This is a genomic window from Sphingomonas pseudosanguinis (assembly GCF_014196255.1).
Taxonomy (GTDB): domain Bacteria; phylum Pseudomonadota; class Alphaproteobacteria; order Sphingomonadales; family Sphingomonadaceae; genus Sphingomonas; species Sphingomonas pseudosanguinis.
In genome coordinates this window covers 55,297-75,375 of the sequence record NZ_JACIDH010000012.1, presented here as the reverse complement: position 1 = coordinate 75,375, position 20,079 = coordinate 55,297, and the positions used below count along the sequence as shown (strand labels likewise).

22 protein-coding genes and 1 pseudogene are annotated in these 20,079 nt (G+C 62.7%); 18 read left to right on the top strand and 5 right to left on the bottom strand.

Annotated features, from left to right (window positions below; translation table 11 throughout):
- Nucleotides 1–115 precede the first annotated feature (115 nt).
- On the top strand, nt 116–592 hold the full coding sequence (locus GGR48_RS12905) for an OsmC family protein (protein ID WP_183952273.1): 477 nt from the start codon (nt 116–118) through the stop codon (nt 590–592).
- 49 nt (nt 593–641) lie between these two features.
- On the opposite strand, the gene GGR48_RS12900 is transcribed toward GGR48_RS12905, so the two are convergent.
- From GGR48_RS12900 to GGR48_RS12890, 3 genes are read right to left on the bottom strand one after another with little or no spacing between them, the layout of a single operon-like run.
- On the bottom strand, nt 642–1,187 hold the full coding sequence (locus GGR48_RS12900; protein WP_425326507.1) for a DsrE family protein: 546 nt from the start codon (nt 1,185–1,187) through the stop codon (nt 642–644).
- 28 nt (nt 1,188–1,215) lie between these two features.
- Entirely contained in the window at nt 1,216–1,626 is a 411-nt protein-coding gene (locus GGR48_RS12895; protein ID WP_085811203.1) for an ArsR/SmtB family transcription factor, read from the bottom strand.
- A complete protein-coding gene (locus GGR48_RS12890) occupies nt 1,623–2,246 on the bottom strand; it encodes a peroxiredoxin (RefSeq protein ID WP_085811204.1) in 624 nt (207 codons plus the stop codon). The genes GGR48_RS12895 and GGR48_RS12890 overlap by 4 nt, the downstream gene beginning before the upstream one ends.
- A gap of 84 nt (nt 2,247–2,330) precedes the next feature.
- On the opposite strand from GGR48_RS12890, the gene GGR48_RS12885 reads away from it, so the two are divergent.
- From GGR48_RS12885 to GGR48_RS12830, 12 genes are all read left to right on the top strand, one after another.
- Entirely contained in the window at nt 2,331–3,248 is a 918-nt protein-coding gene (locus GGR48_RS12885; protein WP_085811205.1) for an MBL fold metallo-hydrolase, read from the top strand.
- Nucleotides 3,248–3,685 (top strand): YeeE/YedE family protein, encoded by a 438-nt coding sequence (locus tag GGR48_RS12880; protein WP_179187244.1) that lies wholly within the window; start codon nt 3,248–3,250, stop codon nt 3,683–3,685. The genes GGR48_RS12885 and GGR48_RS12880 overlap by 1 nt, the downstream gene beginning before the upstream one ends.
- Nucleotides 3,685–4,110: a DUF6691 family protein gene (locus GGR48_RS12875; protein ID WP_085811207.1), complete on the top strand. Its 426-nt coding sequence runs from the start codon at nt 3,685–3,687 to the stop codon at nt 4,108–4,110. The genes GGR48_RS12880 and GGR48_RS12875 overlap by 1 nt, the downstream gene beginning before the upstream one ends.
- Nucleotides 4,111–4,129: 19 nt before the next feature.
- The gene (locus tag GGR48_RS12870) at nt 4,130–4,564 is read left to right on the top strand and encodes a protein tyrosine phosphatase family protein (RefSeq protein ID WP_085811208.1); all 435 of its coding nucleotides are present in this window, start codon (nt 4,130–4,132) and stop codon (nt 4,562–4,564) included.
- Nucleotides 4,561–5,793, top strand: coding sequence for an NAD(P)/FAD-dependent oxidoreductase (locus GGR48_RS12865; protein ID WP_085811209.1), 1,233 nt, complete (start codon nt 4,561–4,563; stop codon nt 5,791–5,793). The genes GGR48_RS12870 and GGR48_RS12865 overlap by 4 nt, the downstream gene beginning before the upstream one ends.
- The gene (locus tag GGR48_RS12860; protein WP_085811210.1) at nt 5,790–6,572 is read left to right on the top strand and encodes a sulfite exporter TauE/SafE family protein; all 783 of its coding nucleotides are present in this window, start codon (nt 5,790–5,792) and stop codon (nt 6,570–6,572) included. The genes GGR48_RS12865 and GGR48_RS12860 overlap by 4 nt, the downstream gene beginning before the upstream one ends.
- Entirely contained in the window at nt 6,572–7,381 is an 810-nt protein-coding gene (locus tag GGR48_RS12855) for a TlpA disulfide reductase family protein (RefSeq protein ID WP_085811211.1), read from the top strand. Before GGR48_RS12860 ends, GGR48_RS12855 begins: the two co-directional genes overlap by 1 nt.
- The gene (locus tag GGR48_RS12850; protein WP_085811213.1) at nt 7,378–8,004 is read left to right on the top strand and encodes a DsbA family protein; all 627 of its coding nucleotides are present in this window, start codon (nt 7,378–7,380) and stop codon (nt 8,002–8,004) included. The genes GGR48_RS12855 and GGR48_RS12850 overlap by 4 nt, the downstream gene beginning before the upstream one ends.
- A 2-nt stretch (nt 8,005–8,006) precedes the next feature.
- Nucleotides 8,007–8,648 carry a DsbA family protein gene (locus GGR48_RS12845; RefSeq protein WP_085811214.1) on the top strand — a complete coding sequence of 214 codons (642 nt, stop codon included), beginning with the start codon at nt 8,007–8,009 and terminating at the stop codon, nt 8,646–8,648.
- A 21-nt stretch (nt 8,649–8,669) separates the two neighbouring features.
- Complete coding sequence (locus tag GGR48_RS12840) at nt 8,670–9,557, top strand: MBL fold metallo-hydrolase (protein WP_085811215.1); 888 nt, start codon at nt 8,670–8,672, stop codon at nt 9,555–9,557.
- Between the two features lie 188 nt (nt 9,558–9,745).
- Nucleotides 9,746–10,327, top strand: a complete 582-nt coding sequence (locus GGR48_RS12835; RefSeq protein WP_047867230.1) for a recombinase family protein — start codon at nt 9,746–9,748, stop codon at nt 10,325–10,327.
- Nucleotides 10,328–10,619: 292 nt separating this feature from the next.
- Nucleotides 10,620–11,270 (top strand): hypothetical protein, encoded by a 651-nt coding sequence (locus tag GGR48_RS12830; RefSeq protein ID WP_076711777.1) that lies wholly within the window; start codon nt 10,620–10,622, stop codon nt 11,268–11,270.
- On the opposite strand, the pseudogene GGR48_RS12825 reads toward GGR48_RS12830, so the two are convergent.
- A pseudogene (locus GGR48_RS12825) lies at nt 11,251–12,473 on the bottom strand (IS256 family transposase). The gene GGR48_RS12830 and the pseudogene GGR48_RS12825 sit on opposite strands and share 20 nt — an antisense overlap.
- 63 nt (nt 12,474–12,536) lie before the next feature.
- On the opposite strand from GGR48_RS12825, the gene GGR48_RS12820 reads away from it, so the two are divergent.
- Entirely contained in the window at nt 12,537–14,087 is a 1,551-nt protein-coding gene (locus GGR48_RS12820) for a Z1 domain-containing protein (protein WP_076711809.1), read from the top strand.
- 44 nt (nt 14,088–14,131) lie between these two features.
- Here the strand turns inward: GGR48_RS12820 and GGR48_RS12815 are convergent, their stop codons facing one another.
- Nucleotides 14,132–14,884, bottom strand: a complete 753-nt coding sequence (locus GGR48_RS12815; protein ID WP_047867233.1) for a GIY-YIG nuclease family protein — start codon at nt 14,882–14,884, stop codon at nt 14,132–14,134.
- Between the two features lie 127 nt (nt 14,885–15,011).
- Here GGR48_RS12815 and GGR48_RS12810 point away from each other — a divergent pair, with 127 nt between their 5' ends.
- Genes GGR48_RS12810 through GGR48_RS12795 form a run of 4 tightly spaced genes read left to right on the top strand, consistent with a single transcriptional unit; the run spans nt 15,012 to nt 20,020 of the window.
- A complete protein-coding gene (locus tag GGR48_RS12810) occupies nt 15,012–15,227 on the top strand; it encodes a hypothetical protein (protein WP_047867238.1) in 216 nt (71 codons plus the stop codon).
- Nucleotides 15,220–16,365 (top strand): DNA cytosine methyltransferase, encoded by a 1,146-nt coding sequence (locus tag GGR48_RS12805; protein ID WP_047867234.1) that lies wholly within the window; start codon nt 15,220–15,222, stop codon nt 16,363–16,365. The genes GGR48_RS12810 and GGR48_RS12805 overlap by 8 nt, the downstream gene beginning before the upstream one ends.
- Nucleotides 16,362–17,099 carry a hypothetical protein gene (locus GGR48_RS12800; protein WP_206362565.1) on the top strand — a complete coding sequence of 246 codons (738 nt, stop codon included), beginning with the start codon at nt 16,362–16,364 and terminating at the stop codon, nt 17,097–17,099. The genes GGR48_RS12805 and GGR48_RS12800 overlap by 4 nt, the downstream gene beginning before the upstream one ends.
- A gap of 11 nt (nt 17,100–17,110) precedes the next feature.
- Nucleotides 17,111–20,020: a Tn3 family transposase gene (locus tag GGR48_RS12795; protein ID WP_048938210.1), complete on the top strand. Its 2,910-nt coding sequence runs from the start codon at nt 17,111–17,113 to the stop codon at nt 20,018–20,020.
- The last annotated feature ends 59 nt before the right edge of the window (nt 20,021–20,079 follow it).

The following is a 20,079-nucleotide window of genomic DNA, read 5'->3' as shown; positions in this document are numbered from 1 at the left end:
CCGAAATACCATCCCAAACGAGACGGTGTCGGCAGCCTCGTTCGCCGTTCCCGGTCGGGAATGCCGTGCTATTGGCCCGGCGGGGGCAATTCCGCTCGACAAGGGGTGAAGCGAGTTGGCTAAGGAACACGAATATACCTGCCGCATCGACTGGACCGGCAATCGTGGGGACGGCACTAGGACCTATCGTGGCTACGATCGCACCTGGGACGTGGTGACGCCCGGTAAGCCAACTATCCATTGTTCGAACGATCCCCTTCTGGGTGGCGATCCGACCCTGCCAAATCCGGAAGACCTTCTTCTGGCCTCGTTGTCGAGCTGTCATATGCTCTGGTATCTTCACTTGGCCAGCAGCGCCAAGATCGTGGTCCATCGCTACACCGATGATCCGATTGGCGTCGGAGAGGTCCACGCTGACGGTTCCGGGCAATTCCTCCGGGCCACCTTGCGGCCGACGATCGTCGTTGCGGAAGGTACTGACATTCCACAAGCAGAAGCGATCCACCACGAGGTTAACCGCTACTGCTTCATTGCCCGCTCAGTGAACTTTCCGGTTACATACGTGCCGACGTTCAAAATCGCGGTGTGCTGACGCCGCCTTTCCCGATCGACCATGGTATTTTGGGACAGTGCCGCGCCAGTCAGTCCGGGATCAGTGCCCAACCGCGTATTTGCAACGTCGCCATCGTCGTAAGCGCCGACACGTCAACTTCGACAGTCTTATCGACCGTGGTCCGGGCAATCCCGTTTCCGATCAGAGCCTGGCTGCACACCCGAACGGACACGCCTGCGCGCTTCAGCTCTGCTATCAGGGCAAGATTGGGGTTCGCGGCAGCGCCGGTCTTGGTCGCATATGCCGCATCCTCGACGACGATCGGCGTCGCCGGGCCGTGGACGATCACGACCACATCTCCCCGTGCCGGCCGCACGCCATCGGCGCCAAGCAAATTCAGGAAGCGTGCCACCTTTTCGAGCGATGGATTGACCTTATCGGGGGATGACGCTGCCTTCGTCACGTTGAACAGTACGCGATATCGCAAGGAGCGGTCCGGCCGCTCCGCCGCGCCTTCCACCGGCGTGATTTTACCATATCCAGCGATCACCGGCTGTTGAGTGGTGACGCCCGCTGACACGACGCTGCTCATGACGGCCAGGCATCCTGCAATCGCGATAAAAGGCAGCCGCATCTAACTTTTCCTTCCACGGTCGAAACGATTACCCGATCCTCGCAAACACGGCCGCGCCGATGTTTTGCGGCCGCGCGGTAGCCATCGCTTCGCGTGGTCGCGCCGACCGGGGAGCGGGCGCTGCTTGCTCCACAGCTATATCGTCGGCACCGAACATCGCTTCGAGCGTGCGCACGCAGAGTGCAGCCGCATCATTGGCAAGACGGTAGTGGACCTGCTTGGCCTCTCGCCTCGTCTTCACCAGATCAGCGCGGCGCAGCTCAGCAAGCTGCTGGCTGAGCGCCGGTTGGGTCACCCCAGTAGCGGCCTCGATGTCCGCGACCTGGCGCTCACCGCCGAGCAGATAGGACAGGATCATAAGGCGCTGGGGTTGAGCAAACACGCGCAGCTTCTCAACCGCCGCATCGGCGATCGCGCGGGATTGATGTATCGCCGTCATCGATCTGCCTTCAACTGATGAAACCAGTCTGCGCCAGCGCTGCCGGGCAGGGCAGGCGGCAGCAGGACGTCGTCGCCCGGCTGCCAGTCGGCCGGCGTATAGACTTGCCCATCGGCCGAGCGCTGCAATGCCCTGACCGTGCGCAGCATCTCGTCGACCGATCGCCCGACGCTCATGGGATACCAGTTGAGCGCCCGGATAATGCCCTCGGGATCGATGAAATAGGTCGCGCGGACGGCCGAGGCGTCGCCAGCCTGCTCGTCAAGCATGCCGTAGGCGTAACCCACCGCCATCGATGGGTCTTCTACGACCGGGAACGGCACCTCGACGCCGAAGACATCCTTGATCGCGCGCAACCAAGCGACATGCGAATACAGGCTGTCGACCGACAGTCCGAGCAAGACGCAATCCAGCTCCTCGAACTGCGGTGCAGCCTTGGCCAGTGCCACGAACTCGCTGGTGCAGACCGGCGTAAAGTCGGCCGGATGCGAGAAGAACACGACCCAGCGACCACGATACTGATCGAGCGTCATTTCGCCCTGCGTCGTGCGAGCGGTAAAATTCGGGGCCGCGTCCCCGATGCGCAACGAGCGCGGCGCGTCTGCATCCATCGTTTCCATGCTTTTCAGATGGCACGGACAGCCCGTTGACGCAAGTGAATTACATGACTACATAAAGTCTGAAATCGATAAACGGAGGCGGTCATGGAATCGGCTTTGAACGAGGCAGTTGCGCAAATCGAGCGAGCGAAGGCGGCGGGGTCGCCGATCGTTCATTCCTTCTTCGATGAGCCGACCAACACCGCGACCTACGTCGTTTGGGACCCTGCCACGCGGAAAGCGGCGATCGTCGACAGCGTCCTGGATTTCGACGCTGCGGCAGGCCGTACCAAGACGGCCTCGGCGGATGCGGTCATCGCTTATGTGCGACAGAACGGCCTGACGGTCGACTGGCTGCTCGAAACCCACGCCCATGCCGATCACCTGTCTGCGGCACCCTATTTGCAAAAGGCGCTTGGCGGCCAGCTCGCGATCGGCCGTGAGATCATCCGCGTGCAGAACGTCTTCGGCAAGATTTTCAACGCCGGCACCAACTTCGAACGCGACGGCTCCGAGTTCGATCGGCTCTTCGACGACGGCGACCGTTTTGCGATCGGCGACATCGAGGCCCTCGCGCTGCATGTGCCGGGGCATACCCCGGCCGACATGGCCTATGTCATCGGTGACGCAGTCTTCACCGGCGATACCCTCTTCATGCCGGATTACGGCACGGCGCGGGCAGATTTCCCCGGCGGTGACGCCCGCCAGCTCTACCGCTCGATCCGCCGACTGATGCAGTTGCCGGACGAGACGCGGCTGTTCCTGTGCCACGACTACAAGGCCGCGGGTCGCGATCAGTATGTCTGGGAAACGACTGTCGGCGCGCAGCGCGTTGGCAACGTCCATGTCCACGAAGGGGTAGACGAAGACGACTTCGTCGCGATGCGCACCAGTCGCGATGCCACCCTGTCGATGCCCAAGCTCATCCTGCCATCGGTTCAGGTGAACATGCGCGGCGGCCATTTGCCGGAGCCGGAAGCTAACGGCACCCGCTACCTCAAGATTCCACTGGATGTGCTGTGATGCCCGGATTTCCTCATGCCATGCCGCTCGCCGGCTTCATCGGTGGGCTGATGATCGGCATCGCTGCTGCGATCATGCTGCTGGGGAACGGTCGTATAGCCGGGGTCAGCGGCATGTTCGCGCGTGTCCTCGGCCTTTCCGAAGGCGGCGCGCCGTGGACGATCGCACTTCTTTTCACAGCGGGGCTGCCCTTGGGCGCGGCCCTTGCTGCGGCGAATCTGGATGTGGAAGCACGCTTCCCGACGTCGCTTGGGTTGATCGCCGTCGCCGGTCTGATCGTCGGGATCGGGACGCGGCTCGGCGCGGGATGCACCAGCGGTCACGGCGTCTGCGGTCTGTCGCGTCTGTCACCGCGGTCCATCGTCGCGACGGGCACCTTCATGGCGACGGGCATCGCGACCGTTACCCTCATGCGTCTGGCGGGGGTGACGCTGTGATGCGCCAGGGCATCCTCTCGCTCGTCAGCGGCACGCTGTTCGGCGCCGGCCTTGCCGTTTCCGGCATGATCGATCCTGCGCGGGTACGGGCGTTCCTCGACGTCGCCGGTGCCTGGGACCCGACCCTCGCTTTCGTCATGGGCGGGGCAATCCTGCCGATGGCGATAGCGTGGTTCATCGCGCGTCGGCGCTCCGCGCCGATCGTCGCCGAGCAATTCCATACACCGGCCACCTCGCCGATCGACACGCGCCTCATCGGCGGTGCCGCCTTGTTCGGCATAGGCTGGGGCCTTGTCGGGCTCTGCCCAGGCCCTGCCATCGCCGCACTGGCGATCCAGCCTGCACCGGCGCTGCTCTTCATCGCCGCGATGGCGCTGGGCGCTGCCATCCACCGCTTCGCACTCACCCCACGCCGTTCGGCCTGAACGGGACAGGAGACGTCACATGGCCTTCAAGAAGATCACACCGTCCTTCTCGGCTGCTCCCCAGCTTACCCGGAATGACGTCGCTGCTGCCGCACGGGCGGGATACCGCTCGATCGTTTCGAGCCGACCCGACGGCGAGGAGCCGGGTCAGCCAAGCGCACAGGATATGGCCCGCTTGGCCGAAGAACACGGCCTTGCCTTCGCGCATGTCCCGATCGTGCCGGGCAAGGCGACCGATGCCGATGCGGATCGGATGAAGGAAGCGCTGACCACGCTGCCGGGGCCGACGCTCGGCTTCTGCCGAAGCGGTACGCGGGCAGCCACCCTGTGGGCGCTGGCGGAGGCGGACCAAACTGATCCCGCAACGATCATCGGTCAGGCGAAAGCAGCCGGATACGACCTCGCCGATCTGAAGCCGGCGCTTGCCCGCCGGTCTGAGAGGACCGGCAAATGACCTACGACGTCGTCATCATCGGAGGTGGGGCTGCTGGCATCTCAACCGCCGCCAGCATCCTGAAGCGCAACGCCAAGGTATCGATCGCTGTCGTCGATCCCGCCCAGGAGCACTATTACCAGCCCGGTTGGACGTTGGTCGGGGCTGGCGTTTTCACCCCCGAACAGACCCGCAAGGCGGAAGCCGACGTGATGCCCAAGGGCGTCGAATGGATACGGCTACCTGCAATCAACATCGATCCCGTTCGCCAGGCGATCACCTTGGGGGACGGGGATACGATCGCCTACCGTGTCCTGATCGTCGCCTTGGGTCTGCGCCTCGCGTGGGAGAAGATCGCCGGACTTCCCGAGGCGTTGGGCCGCAACGGCGTCACGTCCAACTACCGCTACGATCTGGCACCCTACACCTACCGGCTTGTCCGGGATTTGGAGCGGGGGCGTGCGCTGTTCTCGCAACCGCCGATGCCGATCAAGTGCGCCGGCGCGCCGCAAAAGGCGATGTATCTCTCCTGCGACATCTGGCGCGAGAGCGGCGTCCTTCCCGCGATCGACGTCGAGTTTCACAACGCCGGCGCGGCGCTGTTCGGCGTCGCGACCTACGTCCCGGCGCTGATGGAATATGTCGAGAAGTACGCGATCGACCTCAAGCTGGAGTCCAACCTTGTCGCGGTCGACGCCGATCGGGGTGTCGCCACATTCGAGCGCAAGCGGGACGGCGTAAGCGAGCGGATCGAGCGCGAGTTCGACATGCTCCACGTCGTGCCGCCTCAGGTTTCGCATGATGTCGTCGCCAAAAGTCCGCTCGCGGCGGCAAACGGCTTCGTCGAGGTCGATGAGGCGACGCTGCGGCACAAGCGGTATGACAACGTCTTCGCCTTGGGCGATGCCGCCGGGACGAGCAATGCGAAGACGGCTGCGGCAGCCCGTAAGCAGGCACCCGTGGTGGCGGTCAACGCGCTCGCCGCACTCGATGGCAAGCCCCCTGTCGCCGACTATGACGGCTATGGATCGTGCCCGCTCACCGTCGAGCGTGGCAAGATCGTGCTTGCCGAGTTCGGCTATGGCGGAAAATTGCTCCCCAGCTTCCCGTCCTGGCTGCTGGACGGAACGCGCCCGACGCGAACTGCGTGGTTCCTGAAGGAGCGCATGCTGCCCCCGATCTATTGGCAGGGCATGCTGAAGGGCCATGAGTGGATGGCGGCCCCGCACGAGATCGGCAAGGCGGCATGACCCTCGAACCGATCCAGTATCTGCTCGGCGCGCTGTCCGGCAGCCTGGTGGGCTTCACCCTCGGGCTTGTTGGCGGGGGCGGATCGATCCTCGCCGTCCCGCTCATGGTCTATCTGGTGCGCGTGCCGGATGCGCACCTCGCCATCGGCACGAGCGCGTTCGCCGTCGCGGCCAACGCCGCCACGGGACTGATCGGCCATGCCAAGGCGCATACCGTCAAATGGCGCTGCGGCGGGATGTACGCGACCGCCGGCGTCGTCGGTGCCCTGTTCGGCTCTACAGCGGGCAAGGCCATGGATGGCGGCAAACTCCTCTTCCTGTTCGCGCTGGTCATGGTCGTCGTCGGCGTACTGATGCTGCGCGGGCGGGGTGACGCGGGCAATCCGGGCGCGGAATGCAACCGGGAGAAGGCGCCGAAGGTGCTGGGCTACGGCCTTGGCACCGGCCTGTTCTCGGGCTTCTTCGGCATCGGCGGAGGCTTCCTGATCGTCCCCGGCCTGATTGGGTCGACGGGTATGCCGATCCTGAATGCTGTCGGCACGTCGTTGATCGCGGTCACCGCTTTCGGGCTGACGACGGCCGCCAACTACGCGTTTTCTGGTCTGGTCGACTGGCCGCTTGCGTTCGCGTTCATCGGCGGTGGGGTTGTCGGCGGCCTGGCCGGAACGCGCATCGCGAAGCGCCTCGGCACAGGCGGTACGCTCACCACGGTCTTCGCTGTCCTTATCTTCGTGGTGGCGGCCTACATGCTCTGGAAGAGCGCGGCCACGTTTCTCTGATGGATAGCGCAATCGCAATCGGGCCGCTGATGCTGGCCGTCGATCGCGGGCTTGCCGTGCTGTGCATCGTCGTCTTTCTCGGGTTGACGACACTGGCTGGGCGGTTCCGCTTCCCTCGCGTGGCGGCAGTTGCCACCAGTGCTATCGTCGCAGGACTTATCACGGCGCGGATCGGTTATGTTGCTGCCCATTGGGCGAGTTACGCCGACTCTCCGCTGTCCATCCTCGCCGTGTGGCAGGGCGGCTTTTTCCCCGTTGCAGGACTTCTCGGCGCTGCGGCGATACTGGCGATCCGGCTTGGCCGCTCAAGCGCGCTGGCGGCAGGCTGGGGAGCATTGGCTGTAGCGGGCGGCCTCTGGTTTGCGCTTCAGGCGCTGATCCCTCCCGTGACCTACGGCCCGTTTCCCTATCATCTTAATCTGACGACCGCGTCCGGCGCTCCGCTTCCACTCGATCGCTTCCGCGGCCGCCCTTTCGTGGTCAACCTGTGGGCGACCTGGTGCGGTCCGTGCCGGCGTGAGCTGCCGATGCTCGATGCGGTTGCATCGCGGACCGGCGAGGTCCCGATCCTTCTCGCCGATCAGGGTGAGGCTCCAGCGACCGTCAGCGGCTTCCTCAACCGTGAAGGCATCGGTGCGAGGCATGTCGCGCTCGACCCCGATCGCGGCCTTTCCCAAGCCCTGAAGGTAGCCGGCTATCCCGCAACTGCCTTCGTCGCGGCAGACGGCACGATCGTGCAGCTCCAGCTTGGCGAGCTGTCACGCGCAGCCCTCGCCGATGGAATCGATCTAGCAAGGAAACACCGATGAACCGTCGCAATCTGATGTCGCGTGGCCTGTTGGCTGCGCTTGTCTTCGCCGCGCCGATCACGCCTGTTTTCGCGCAGCAGCCCGATCTTTCGCGCAAGGCCGTCGTCGACGATCCCGTGGCTCCCAAGCGCGCAGGCAAGATCTACGATGTCACGGTGGTCGAGTTCTTCGACTACAACTGCCCCTATTGCCGTCGCATGGAGCCGGTGCTGAACGCCCTGCTTCGTTCCGATCCGAAGGTGCGGATCGTGTATCGGGACTGGCCGATCTTCGGTCCTGCCTCACGTGAGGCATCGCGCGCGGCCGTTGCGAGCCAGTGGCAGGGCAAGCATGCCGCCTTTCATGGGGCGCTGCTGACCTCGTCGGCGCGGCTCGACAGCACCGGCATCAAGGCAGCCGCTGCCAGAGCCAAGGTCGACTGGCCCCGTCTGCAACGGGATTTGAAAATGCACGGTGCCGAAATCGACGCGCTACTCGCGCGCACCGATGGCATCGCCCGCGCGATCGGTTTCAACGGGACGCCGGCGCTAATCGTCGGCTCACAGGTTGTCGCCGGGGCGGTCGATCTGCCGACGTTGCGTCGCCTCGTCGCGGAAGCTCGCAACAAGCCTGCGGCGCGCTGACCATGCCCGGGCCGCTCAATCGGAGACAGCTTGCCGGACTGGGCGCGGTGGTCGTGGGTGGCTGGGCAGTCGGGCAGATTCTTCGGCGTACTGCCCCGATTGGTCGCGATGTCGGTCCGACCGCTGACCTGATCCTGGCCGGTAACGGCTCGCCGGAGGACGGGCCTGCCGATGCTACGCTCCGGCTTGCCGTGTTCACCGACTATCGTTGCCCGGCCTGCCGTCATGGGTTTCCCGCCCTGGAAGAAGCTGTGCAACGCGACGGCAAGGTGCGGGTCATCTACAAGGACTGGCCGATCTTCGGTCCGCCCTCCGAACGTGCCGCAAGCGTTGCGATCGCCTGCGCCGAACAAGGGATTTATCCGGCCGTACATCGCGCGTTGATGACGGACAGCCGCACGATCGATGACGACATGCTGCGGGACATCGTCGAGCGCGCTGGGGGCGACTGGCGGCGCGCGACGACCTGGCTTGCCGCCCACGCTGACGCTGTCGCGGCCCGCCTGCGGGCGAACGGACGGGAAGCCTATTCGATCGGGCTAGCCGGCACCCCGGGTTATCTTGCCGGACGCCTGCTGGTGATGGGGGCGATCGACACCGCCGACTTCGAACGGCTGTTCGCGCGTGCGCGGGCAGAAAGCTGACGATGCGAGAGGATACGAAACATGATCGAGTATAACCACAAGGGCATGACGGTCGCGTCGCTCCACGACGAGCGCACCGGCAGTTTCCAGTATGTCGTGGTCGACGAAACCACAAAGACCGCCGCGATCATCGACCCGGTCCTTGACTTCGATCCGCGCGCCGGTGCGACCGCAACCGACAATGCCGATCTGATCCTCGATTATGTCCGCGCGAACGGGCTTAATGTGGAATGGGTGCTCGATACCCATCCCCATGCCGATCACTTCTCGGCCGCCCCGTACCTTGCGGAAGAGACGGGTGGCAAAACCGCAATCGGCGCCAGGGTCGTGGAGGTGCAGAAGCTTTGGCAGGACATCTACTGCCTGCCCGACCTGCCCGTCGATGGCAGCCAGTGGGATCACCTATTCAACGATGGCGAGCAGTTCACGATCGGCTCGCTCGATGCGCGCGTCATGCTCTCGCCTGGCCACACGCTCGCCTCGATTACTTATGTCGTGGGTGACGCGGCGTTCGTTCACGATACGCTGATGGTGCCCGACAGCGGCACGAGCCGGGCGGATTTCCCCGGTGGTGATGCGCACGCACTTTGGCGCTCGATCCGCGCAATCCTCGACCTCTCACCTGAAACCGCGACCTATGTAGGACACGACTACGGCAAGGACGGTCGCGAGGTGATCGGCCGTTCGACAGTTGCCGAACAGCGCCGTGACAACATCCATGTACGCGATGGCATCGACGAAGCGGAGTTCGTGGAAACCCGCGAGAAGCGCGACGCTTCGCTCCCGTTGCCAGATCTCATGCTCGCTGCACTTCAGGTCAATATCCGTGGCGGGCGGTTGCCGGATGCTGATGCGTGCGGAACGGCGTTCCTCAAGGTGCCTTTGAACCGCTTCGGTCCGGTCAAATAGGCTGTTTCCACTGCGCAAGCGTGCTGTTCAACGGGACATGATCTGAGTTTCTTTCCCGATTGGGAACCAGTGACGGGAATGCCGAGCCGCCGATCGCGCTGACGGACGCCTGCGGGTTCCGCTTTCCCAAAACCTGTTCCCGATTTACAATTCCCGAAACTGCCGATTTTGACGGGGAAACGGGAAAGATGCTGATCGGCTATGCGCGTGTCTCGACGGCCGATCAGGATTTGACGTTGCAACTCGATGCACTGGCAAAGGCCGGGTGCGAGAAGGTGTTCACCGACAAGGCGAGCGGTGCGAAGATCAACCGGCCGGGGCTGGTCGAGGCGCTGGGCTTCGCACGCGCCGGCGACACGCTGGTAATCTGGAAACTCGATCGGCTCGGCCGCTCGATCCAGGGTCTGATCGCGCTGGCTGCGGACCTGTCTGAGCGGGGGATCGACTTTCGATCGCTGACGGATGGGTTCGACACGTCGACGGCATCGGGCCGGCTCCTGTTCCACATCCTCGCATCGGTCGCGGAGATGGAACGCGAGCTGGTAAAGGAGCGGACGATCGCCGGGCTGGCGGCGGCGCGCGAGAAGGGCAGCACGGGGGGAGGGCGCAAGCTGGTGATGACACCCGACAGGATCGACACGGCCCGCAAACTGCTCGCCGTGGGCGAGAAACCGGCGCGGGTCGCGAAGCTGCTGGGCGTCGGCCTCTCTACCTTCTACCGGCAATTCCCGGCGAGCGAACGGGAGGCCGCGTCCAGCACCGAAGGGTGATGCCTAGCCACCCGCGCGTCCGATTATGCCGGCGATTGTGAGGCCACCTTCACGGTGCGAGGCCATTGGAACACCAGCGTGTCGCTCTCGTCACGAACCTCGACGCGCTCCGCCAAGGCGAATATAGTAAGATGCCGCTCAGCGAGACCGACTGCGAAGACCTAGCAGAATACCGCTTCGGCGACCCAGAACCTGTGATTGCGGAGGCGGAGAAGCTGATGCTGTAAGGTACGTTGCGGGGCGCCTATATTACGAGCCAGCGCAACTCATGAACAGCGAAGGGGGAGGAACAATGACGGGGTTCTATGCTCGGTTGAGGCAGACCCGCGGCGATAGCGACGAGCTGGCCGCGTGCATCGAGCGCGTCGTCAACCAGCTCGAGGATGTCGATACGACCGGTGATCGGCCGGGGATGCTCCTGGGCAAAATCCAGTCGGGCAAAACGCGCGGGTTCGTGGGGGCGATTGCGCGTGCGTTCGATCGGGATTTCGATATCGCGTTGGTGCTGACCAAGGGCACCAAGACCTTGTCAGCGCAGACCGTTGCCCGCCTTAGCGCCGATTTTGCCGAGTTCATAGACGAGGACGAGATGATCGTTCTCGATATCATGAAGTTGCCTGGTAAGCTGACGCGCAGCGAGCTGAAGCGCAAAATCGTCATTGTGGCGAAGAAGCAGGCGCAGAATCTTGACCGCCTAATCGAATTTATGGAGGCCCATGCCGATCTGCAAAAGCGCAAGGTGCTGCTGATCGATGATGAAGCGGACCTCGCCAGCGTCCGGTTCGTGCGCAAGCGCGGGCAGCAAGCTATCGAGCAGGGCGCCATCGCTGAGAAAATGGACGATCTGCGCCGCATGGTTGAGGGCATTGCCTTCCTCCAGGTGGGAGTGTCAGGAATTTCGTGTGCGGGCGGGCGGCTGAACATTACGCCGCCATGGCCCTGATGAAGCGTTCGCCGAAGATGACGGCGAACTGTGCCTTGGCCATGGTCCACTCACGTGGTGGCATCCTCCACTCTTTTTCCGACCGGTTCAAGATCAGGTAGAGCAGCTTGGTGGCGGCCTCGTCGCTGGGGAAATGGCCGCGTGCACGGACGGCCCGGCGCAGTTTCGAGTTCAGCGCCTCGATGGCGTTGGTGGTGTAGATGATCCGCCGAACCTCGTCGGGAAAGGCGAAGAACGGGATGACCTCGGCCCAGGCGCGCCGCCAGCTCTGGGCAATGGCGGGATAGCGGGTTCCCCAAGGACCCGCCTCGAACGCAGTCAGGGCCTGCTCGGCCGCCTCGGCACTGGGCGCGCGGTAGATCTCCTTCAACGCAGTCGCCAGGCCCTTGCGGTCCTTCCAGGACACAAAGTCCATGGAATTGCGCAGCAGATGGACGATGCATGTCTGAACCACGGCGTCGGGGAACACGGCCGTGATCGCTTCCGGAAAGCCCTTCAGGCCATCGACCACGGCGAGCAGGATGTCCTCGGTGCCGCGGTTCCTCAGCTCGTTCATGACCCTGAGCCAGAATTTGGCCCCTTCGTTCTGCTCCAGCCACAGGCCCAGCACCTCCTTGGCGCCGTCGGCGCGGACGCCGAGCGCGATGTGGATCGCCTTGTTGCGCACCATGCCTTCGTCACGGATCTTCACCCGCAAGGCGTCGAAAAATACGAGCGGGTAGACCGGGTCGAGCGGCCGCTGCTGCCAGATCGCCACCTCGTCGAGCACCGCGTCGGTCACGCTCGAGATCAGGTCCGGCGATACGTCGATGCCGTACAGATCGTGCAGGTGTCCTGTGATCTCGCGGGTACTCATGCCGCGCGCGTACATCGACACGATCTTCTCGTCGAAGCCCGGAAAGCGCCGCTGGTATTTGGCGATCAGCTGCGGGTCGAAACTGCTCTGCCGGTCACGTGGTACGTCGATCGCCAGCTTGCCGGTATCGGTCGTGATCGTCTTCCGGCCGTAGCCGTGCGCGAGTTGCCGGTGCCGTCGTCTCCGGCCAGATGATAATCCATCTCCGCGTTCAAAGCGCGCTCCGTCAGCGCCTTCTTCAGCGCATCCAGCAGGCCGCCCTGCGCCAGCGCGGTACCAGCATCAGCGCCAGCCAGCAGCTGATCCAGCAGATCGTTCGGTATCGCAGGCTCTTTGCGTCGGGACATTTCGGGGCTCCTTCTTTCCCATTATGCCCGCCCGCACACGAAATTCCTGACACTCCCCTCCAGGTGACCGCGACGCCTTACTCGCTCTACCTCCAGCCGGAGGGCTATGAGGCAGCCAACGCCGGCGGCAACTTCGTGTTCAAACCCAAAAAGCCGGCGTTTACCGAACTGCTGCCGATCCACGGCGGTTACGTCGGAGGCGACGATTATTTTGGTGGCCACGATACCGACGATCCGCGTCACCACCTCATCGTAACGGTCAGCGACTTGGAGCAGGATGCGCTTCGCCGCCCCGACAAGCGACGCATTCATCCGAACTCGGTGTTGGACAGTCCCAACACCGTCGGTCTTCGGCGCGCCATCATCACTTTCGTCCTGGCCGCGTGCGTGCGGCGCTGGCAGCAGCACGAGGCCGGCGAGCGCAAGCGCAAGTACGCGATGATAATCCACAACGATACGCAGAAGGCGGCGCACGCTTGGCAGGATCAGGTGATCGAATGGATTAGCGAAGCGATCTTGGATCACGCGGAAAACGATCCGGAGACGCTGCGGCCACTGTTCGATGCGGCTTATGATGACCTCGATACGTCGGTCAGCGCCGACAAGGGTCGTATGCCCTCGCGCCAAGAGGCGTTCGAACTTTTTATTGATGCGCTGCAAAGCGATGACGTGGTGCGGGAGACGGTGAACTCCGACAAGGATGTGATGGCGCTGCTTGACACGCAAGCCGAGCTGAAGCTGCGCACGCCGTTTAATATCTATGTCGGCGGCAATATCCTCGACCGAGGCATCACCATCCCGAACCTGATCGCCTTCTACTACGGCCGAAACCCCCGAACGATGCAGGCTGATACCGTGCTTCAGCACTCACGCATGTATGGCAACCGGTCACGGCCCGATCTGGCGGTGACGAGGTTCTACACGTCGCAAGGGGTGTATGATCGGCTGTTCACGATCAACGGCTTTGAGAACGCGCTACGGGAAGCTTTCGAGACGGGCGCCCACGACCGCGGCGTCGTGTTCATTCAGACCGACCCCTTGCAGCGGGTGCGCCCGTGCGCGCCCAATAAGGTGATGCTCAGCTCGGTGGTGCCGGTCCGACCGAACGGCATGGTTTTGCCCACTGGGTTCCAGACGATCCGCGGTCGGGCAATGGCCGCGGCCCAGGCCAAGATCGATGCGCTAATTGATCCTCGATGGATCAACGCCGCCGGTTTCGCCGAGCTGGACCGCGCCCGCGCGATCGAGATTATCGACGCCATCGAGGAGACGATGGAGTTTGACGACACGGAGTTCGAGTGGGACGCCATGCGCGGCCTGATCGACTATTATTCCGACGTTCGCGACGGCGGCGACGGCAACCTGGTCGTGCTAGCAGAAACAGGGCGTCGGCTGACCAAAGGGGGTTCCGGTGACAAGTCCGGCCGCTCGATCTTGGGCACCGCGCTTCGATCAACCGTGATGGACCCTGGACGCTCGAAACCGGCGCTGGTGCTGCTACAACAGGAAGGCACTAAGGAGCAGGGCTGGAGCGGCCATAAGTTCTGGTGGCCTATCCTGGCAGCCCCTGCCGATGTGGAGCCCTGCATCTTCGCAACAAAGGTTGCGGCTTAGAAGCAGGCGAGGGGGAGCGCCGACACGCAGGCACCCGCGATGAGCTACTCGTCGGTGTCGGCGCCATCTTCCCGCTCCACGGATTCTGCGCCCCCCAGGGCCTGATATCGTCGATCGGCAAGCCATTGCAGGCGCTTTGCCTGGATCAGCATGACCCGCCGCAATCCACCTTGAACCTTTCGCTCGGCGATGACCTGGGCAAGTCTGGCGATGATGAGCGCACGTCGGGCAATCCTAAAATCAGGGTGCGAGCGGATCGCGAACACCTCATCAGAAACGATGCGTCCCCTGAACGATGGCGGTGCCTCGATCTCGACCTTCGCCAGCGGTGGGTCTTTCTCGTTCAGGATAGCTTTGAATCGGCTCTTTTCGATCGCCTGATCGTAAACCTTACGCTCCAGTGCATTGAGTTGATCGACGGCCGACTCCCATGCCGCCCAACGCGCGTCCGTCTTGCTTCTCGGCTTCGACACCTCTTGTAGGGCCGGAAGCGGCCAAACCTCGATCTCGTACACCTCGAAAGGGTCAAGCACAGACATAGCAACGGCATCGGTGCGTTGATTGGTCAGATGGCGCCGGATGCGAGTGCGAAGCTGCTCGTTAGTTTGCCCGACGTAGATCGGTTCCCCGTCATAATCGAAGAAGGCGTATACGCCCCACTTGAAGTTGCCGACTTTCGACGCAGCGGCAGCTCCTTCGGCGGTGAAGGCACTATCAAGATAACGTGCGAGATTCTTACGCAAATCCTCCGTTTCAAACGGAGGGAAGTTGATCTCGTCTGGATTCCGACCGTCCATGCACGCTCCACGTTTCAGTGACATATAGCTCGGCAGGGGAATAGGCGCGAGCCCGATCGGCCTTGCAAATTAGGAACACATGTAGAACATACTGGACAAGGTCAAAATGTGGCGCCACAATGGCGCCATGACTACGTCTTCCAAGCCCGCCACTGTGCGCGATCTCGATCGCATCAACCTCCGCCTATCGGCCGAGACGTTCGCTCTGATCGACGCGGCGCGCGCCGATCGCCTCGGCAACGTCTCGCGCAACACCTGGATCACCGAAGCCGTCGCGGAGAAGCTGGCGCGCGAGACGAGCGCCAACGATCGCCACGGGGAAGGGCGGGTCGCTAATGGCTAAGTTCTACGAGTTCTTCGCTGGCGGAGGCATGGCGCGCGCTGGCCTGGGGGCGGGTTGGACCTGCCTGTTCGCCAACGACTTCGACCATAAGAAGGGGCTCACCTACCAAGCAAATTGGGGCATGGGCGGCGAGCTGACGGTCGGTGACGTGAAGCAAATCACCGCCGCCAAGCTGCCCGGCGTGGCCGATCTCGTATGGGGTTCATTCCCCTGCCAAGACCTGTCACTGGCGGGGGGCGGGGCGGGGCTGCGCGGAGAGCGCTCGGGCACCTTCTACCCGTTCTGGGACGTGATCCGTGGCCTCATCGCGGACGGAAGGGCACCCAAGCTGATTGCGCTCGAGAACGTCTGCGGCACACTGACCTCGCATGAGGGCAAGGATTTCGAGGCGATCTGCCAGACCTTCGCGGACGCGGGCTACCGCTGCGGCGCCTTGGTCATCAACGCGGATCTCTTCCTTCCGCACTCCCGTCCTCGTCTATTCGTGATCGGTGTCCATGCCGACGTGACAGTCGACTCGACGCTACTCGCGCCTGGGCCGATTGAGCCGTTCCATACGCGGGGCCTGCAAAGCGCAGTCGAGCGGCTGCCGGCCGAGCTGCGACAGGGCATGTTGTGGTGGAACATGCCGACGCCCAACCGACGCAACACGACGTTCGCCAGCATGATCGAGGAGAACCCGTCGAGCGTGTCTTGGCACACGTCTGCGGAAACGCAGCAGCTCCTCGGCATGATGTCGCCCATCAACCTCGCCAAGGTGAACGCCGCCAAGCGGGCAGGGCGCCGCATGGTCGGAGGCGTCTACAAGCGCACGCGAGTTGAGGGAGGCAAAAAGGTGCAACGCGCCGAAGTTCGTTTCGACGACGTATCTGGCTGCCTACGCACGCCCGCCGGCGGCTCCAGCCGCCAAGTGATCGTCGTCATTGATGGCGCGAAAGTGCGGTCGCGACTGATCTCCGCGCGCGAGACAGCGCGTCTCATGGGTCTAGACGATGACTACAAGCTGCCGCGCAACTACAATGAAGCATACCACCTGACCGGCGACGGGGTGGCGGTGCCGGTTGTTCGGCACCTCGCCCACCATATCCTAGAGCCCCTGTTGGGCATGGCGGAGGCTGCCGAACGGGCTGCTGCATGAGCGTCATACCGTGCGAGCAGAACAGCGATCTGCGCGCGCAAATCGAGCGGTTCGCCGAGGTTCTGAAAACCGAGGCGCACCGGCTCGGTGATCATGGCCTGGACGAACGTGACTTCTACAATTCGGGCCTGTTCCGTGGTGCCGTCGAGCGGGTGAGAGGGCAATTCTCCGCGACGATGCGCACCAAGCGCGAGTTCGTCCAGCACGTCCTCAACCACATGGAGGACGAAGGCTTTATCGCCGGGTGGGATCTCACCGACGATTCCAGCCGCAACGACTATCGGGTCCGGCTTCCATCAGGTCGCACTGCCGTCATCGACCTCAAGGGTTGCTTAGACGGCAACAACACCAACATATTCGAGCGGCCGGCCGATGCCGACGAGTTTGTGATTTGGAGCATCTGCACCAACCTCGGCGCCGATCCACGTCGCAATGCTTGGTCGGGGATCCACACGCGCTTGAGCGTTGAGATGATCTCCCGCAACCAGCGTGTTGATGGCCTGATCGTCTGGGACATGGTGTGCGGCACGATCGGCCGCCCATGTCCCAAGGTCGCCGGTGACGATGGAGCACGGCTCACCGACATTGGCCCATTTCGCGTTCCGCCGGCCTGCACCTACCTGGCCCAGTCGGCCCCAAGCTGCGATTTTGGCCAAGTCGGAGAACGTTTTGGGAACGTGGCATTCGGTATTGACGATGGAAATCATAGAAGAGGACAGTTCGCTCCATCATAGGGAGTGGGTTGATGGATCGGAGTATTCCGGGCGGGGATTTGATCGGACGATGGAGCCTGAGCTTTGCCGATATTGATTTTGTAAATTCGAAGCCGGCCCTGACGCGCCTTGGCCTCGCCGCGCAGCTGAAATTCTTCGCTTCCCTGGGGTTTTTCGCGATCGATCCCGGCTCAATCCCTACCGATGGCCTCTCGTATCTGGCCGAGCAACTCGGTGTCGAGGCTGGCGAGATAGCCGGTTATGACTTTTCCAGTCGGACAGCACGACGGCATTGTGCGGAGATCCTGATCCATCTTGGATATCACCGCATGAAGCGGGTGGATCGCGCGCAATTGACGGAATGGATTGCTGGCGAGCTGTGCCCGGGCGGCCAGTCGATCAATGCCATGCTTGAGCATGTTTTCCTGTGGTGCCGGGACCGGCGTATTTATGGGCCGTCGCGCAAGGAGCTTGAACGTGTCGTTCGCTCACAACGGCAAGATTATCTGGACACCTGGCTGATCGGAACCAGTGATCGGCTTTCGTCAGATGCGGTGGCGTTATTGGAAGCCTCGCTTGCCGATCCGGACAGCTCGACCGGATTCAACAGGATGAAGGGTGACGCCGGACAGGCAACGCTCGACAACATTCTCGACGTGACCGAGAAACTCGCCTTTATCCAGAGACTTGATCTTCCCCATGATCTCCTGACGGCTACGGGCAAGCCATGGGTCGATCAGATTGTTCGCCGCGTTGCCGGTGAAAAGGCCTCGGAGATGCGCCGGCATGCGCCGGCGCGACAGCTCGGCCTTTATGCGATTTATCTAATGTCGCGGGAGGCGCAACTCACTGACGCGATGATCGACCTGCTGATCGAAACCGTTCACAAGATCGGAACGCGCTCGAAACGCAAGGTGGTGGGCGATATCGCGAAAGACATCGAGCGGGTCTATGGAAAGGAGCGCCTGCTGGTCGAGATCGCCAGCGCCTCGATCAATGAACCATCGGGGCGCATCTGCGATGTCATTTTCCCGATCGCCGGTAAGGCCAAGCTGGCGGCGATCGTCAAGGAGAGCCATGCGAAGGGCGCTCTGGACCGGCGCATCTACAAGGTGATGCGTGGTTCCTGGGCCAATCATTACCGGCGCATGCTGCCAAGCCTGCTTTCCGTACTTGAGTTCCGGTCGAACAACGCGGTGTGGCGGCCGGTCCTGGCGGCCCTCGACTGGATCAGGAGCAAGGTGGATGGCGGATGCCGCTTCGTGCCATTGCAGGATGTTCCGATCGATGAGGTGATTCCAGCGCGATGGCGCAGTTCCGTCATTGATGACGATGGGCGGGTAAACCGGATCAGCTATGAGCTTTGCGTCCTGACGCAACTGCGCGACCGCATCCGCTCCAAAGAAATCTGGGTGGTCGGGGCGGATCGCTATCGCAATCCCGATGACGATCTTCCCAAGGACTTCGAGATCAGGCGAGATGCGTACTATTCCGGCCTCAGCCTGACGCCAGATGCGCAGGCGTTTTGCGCCTCGATCCGGGAGGAGCTTGAACGGGAACTGTTGCTCCTCAATGCCAATATTCCACAAAACGACAAGGTCCGGCTCCTGTGGCGCGGCGACAACCGGATATCGATTACACCGTTCAAGCCCTTGCCCGAACCGAAGGGTCTCGCTTCGATCAAAAGCGAGATCGGTCAGCGCTGGCCGATGACCGGACTGCTGGACGTGTTGAAAGAGGCTGCTCTGGACACGGGATTGATGGATGCTTTCGAAACGTCGGCCTCGCGGGTTACCCTGTCGAAAGCAGCCTTGGCTCAGCGTCTTTTGCTGTGTCTCTATGGCTTGGGCACGAACGCCGGGCTCAAGCGGGTCGCTGGCGCAACACCCGATGTCAGTTACGAGGAATTGCTGCATGTCCATCGCCGTTTCATCCACGCGCCAGCGCTGAGGGAGGCGTGCGCGCGGGTAGCAAACGCGACACTGGCAATCCGCAATGCCGCAGTATGGGGAGATGCGGGCACGGCATGCGCGTCCGATTCAACGAAGTTCGGCGCGTGGGACCGCAACCTGATGACGGAATGGCACGCCCGCTATGGCGGCCGTGGCGTCATGATCTACTGGCATGTGGAGAAGCGCGCGACCTGCGTTTATTCCCAGCTCAAGCGGTGCTCTTCCTCGGAGGTCGCCTCCATGATCGAAGGCGTGCTACGCCATTGCACCGACATGGAAATCCAGCGCCAGTACGTCGATAGCCACGGCCAGAGCGCAGTCGGCTTTGCGTTCTGCCGACTCCTTGGATTTGAGCTTGCCCCGCGGCTGAAAGCAGTGGCACGCCAGAAACTGGCCCTTCCCCAAGCCGGCATGCGCACGCGGCTTTCCAATTTACTGCCGATCCTCTCCAGCCCGATCGACTGGGACGAGATCGAGCAACAATATGACGAAATGGTCAAATATGCCGCTGCCATGCAATCGCGCACCGCCGATCCGGAAGCGATCCTGCTCCGGTTTGCCAGAGCCGAAGTGATGCACCCGACCTACAAGGCGCTGAGTGAACTCGGCCGCGCGGTCAAAACAATCTTCCTATGCCGGTATTTGCGTCAGGAGGCATTCCGCCGCGAGATCCACGAAGGGCTGAATGTGGTTGAGAACTGGAACGGCGCTAATGGTTTCGTGTTCTTCGGCAAGGGCGGCGAGATCGCCACCAACCGCATCCATGAGCAGGAAATCTCCGTTCTGGCGCTACACCTCCTGCAAGCGTCGCTGGTGTATGTGAACACCCGCATGCTTCAGACCGTACTGGTTGAGCCGAAGTGGGCGGGGCGGATGACGCCGGAAGATTATCGTGGTCTCACGCCGTTGATCTACAGTCATGTGAACCCTTATGGCCGCTTCGACCTCGACCTGAACGACCGGATTGATTTTGGACGGCTTGCAGCGTGAGGCGGCTGATCGGCCTATAACATTTGGGTACACCCCAGAGTGATAGGGCCGAGTGACAC

Excerpts from the sequence above, each read along its gene's own strand:
- GGR48_RS12900 (WP_425326507.1), bottom strand. The coding sequence starts at position 1,187 with ATGCGGCTGCCTTTTATCGCGATTGCAGGATGCCTGGCCGTCATGAGC.
- GGR48_RS12895 (WP_085811203.1), bottom strand. The coding sequence starts at position 1,626 with ATGACGGCGATACATCAATCCCGCGCGATCGCCGATGCGGCGGTTGAG.
- GGR48_RS12890 (WP_085811204.1), bottom strand. The coding sequence starts at position 2,246 with ATGGAAACGATGGATGCAGACGCGCCGCGCTCGTTGCGCATCGGGGAC.
- GGR48_RS12885 (WP_085811205.1), top strand. The coding sequence starts at position 2,331 with ATGGAATCGGCTTTGAACGAGGCAGTTGCGCAAATCGAGCGAGCGAAG.
- GGR48_RS12880 (WP_179187244.1), top strand. The coding sequence starts at position 3,248 with ATGCCCGGATTTCCTCATGCCATGCCGCTCGCCGGCTTCATCGGTGGG.
- GGR48_RS12875 (WP_085811207.1), top strand. The coding sequence starts at position 3,685 with ATGCGCCAGGGCATCCTCTCGCTCGTCAGCGGCACGCTGTTCGGCGCC.
- GGR48_RS12870 (WP_085811208.1), top strand. The coding sequence starts at position 4,130 with ATGGCCTTCAAGAAGATCACACCGTCCTTCTCGGCTGCTCCCCAGCTT.
- GGR48_RS12865 (WP_085811209.1), top strand. The coding sequence starts at position 4,561 with ATGACCTACGACGTCGTCATCATCGGAGGTGGGGCTGCTGGCATCTCA.
- GGR48_RS12860 (WP_085811210.1), top strand. The coding sequence starts at position 5,790 with ATGACCCTCGAACCGATCCAGTATCTGCTCGGCGCGCTGTCCGGCAGC.
- GGR48_RS12855 (WP_085811211.1), top strand. The coding sequence starts at position 6,572 with ATGGATAGCGCAATCGCAATCGGGCCGCTGATGCTGGCCGTCGATCGC.
- GGR48_RS12850 (WP_085811213.1), top strand. The coding sequence starts at position 7,378 with ATGAACCGTCGCAATCTGATGTCGCGTGGCCTGTTGGCTGCGCTTGTC.
- GGR48_RS12845 (WP_085811214.1), top strand. The coding sequence starts at position 8,007 with ATGCCCGGGCCGCTCAATCGGAGACAGCTTGCCGGACTGGGCGCGGTG.
- GGR48_RS12840 (WP_085811215.1), top strand. The coding sequence starts at position 8,670 with ATGATCGAGTATAACCACAAGGGCATGACGGTCGCGTCGCTCCACGAC.
- GGR48_RS12835 (WP_047867230.1), top strand. The coding sequence starts at position 9,746 with ATGCTGATCGGCTATGCGCGTGTCTCGACGGCCGATCAGGATTTGACG.
- GGR48_RS12830 (WP_076711777.1), top strand. The coding sequence starts at position 10,620 with ATGACGGGGTTCTATGCTCGGTTGAGGCAGACCCGCGGCGATAGCGAC.
- GGR48_RS12815 (WP_047867233.1), bottom strand. The coding sequence starts at position 14,884 with ATGGACGGTCGGAATCCAGACGAGATCAACTTCCCTCCGTTTGAAACG.
- GGR48_RS12810 (WP_047867238.1), top strand. The coding sequence starts at position 15,012 with ATGACTACGTCTTCCAAGCCCGCCACTGTGCGCGATCTCGATCGCATC.
- GGR48_RS12805 (WP_047867234.1), top strand. The coding sequence starts at position 15,220 with ATGGCTAAGTTCTACGAGTTCTTCGCTGGCGGAGGCATGGCGCGCGCT.
- GGR48_RS12800 (WP_206362565.1), top strand. The coding sequence starts at position 16,362 with ATGAGCGTCATACCGTGCGAGCAGAACAGCGATCTGCGCGCGCAAATC.
- GGR48_RS12795 (WP_048938210.1), top strand. The coding sequence starts at position 17,111 with ATGGATCGGAGTATTCCGGGCGGGGATTTGATCGGACGATGGAGCCTG.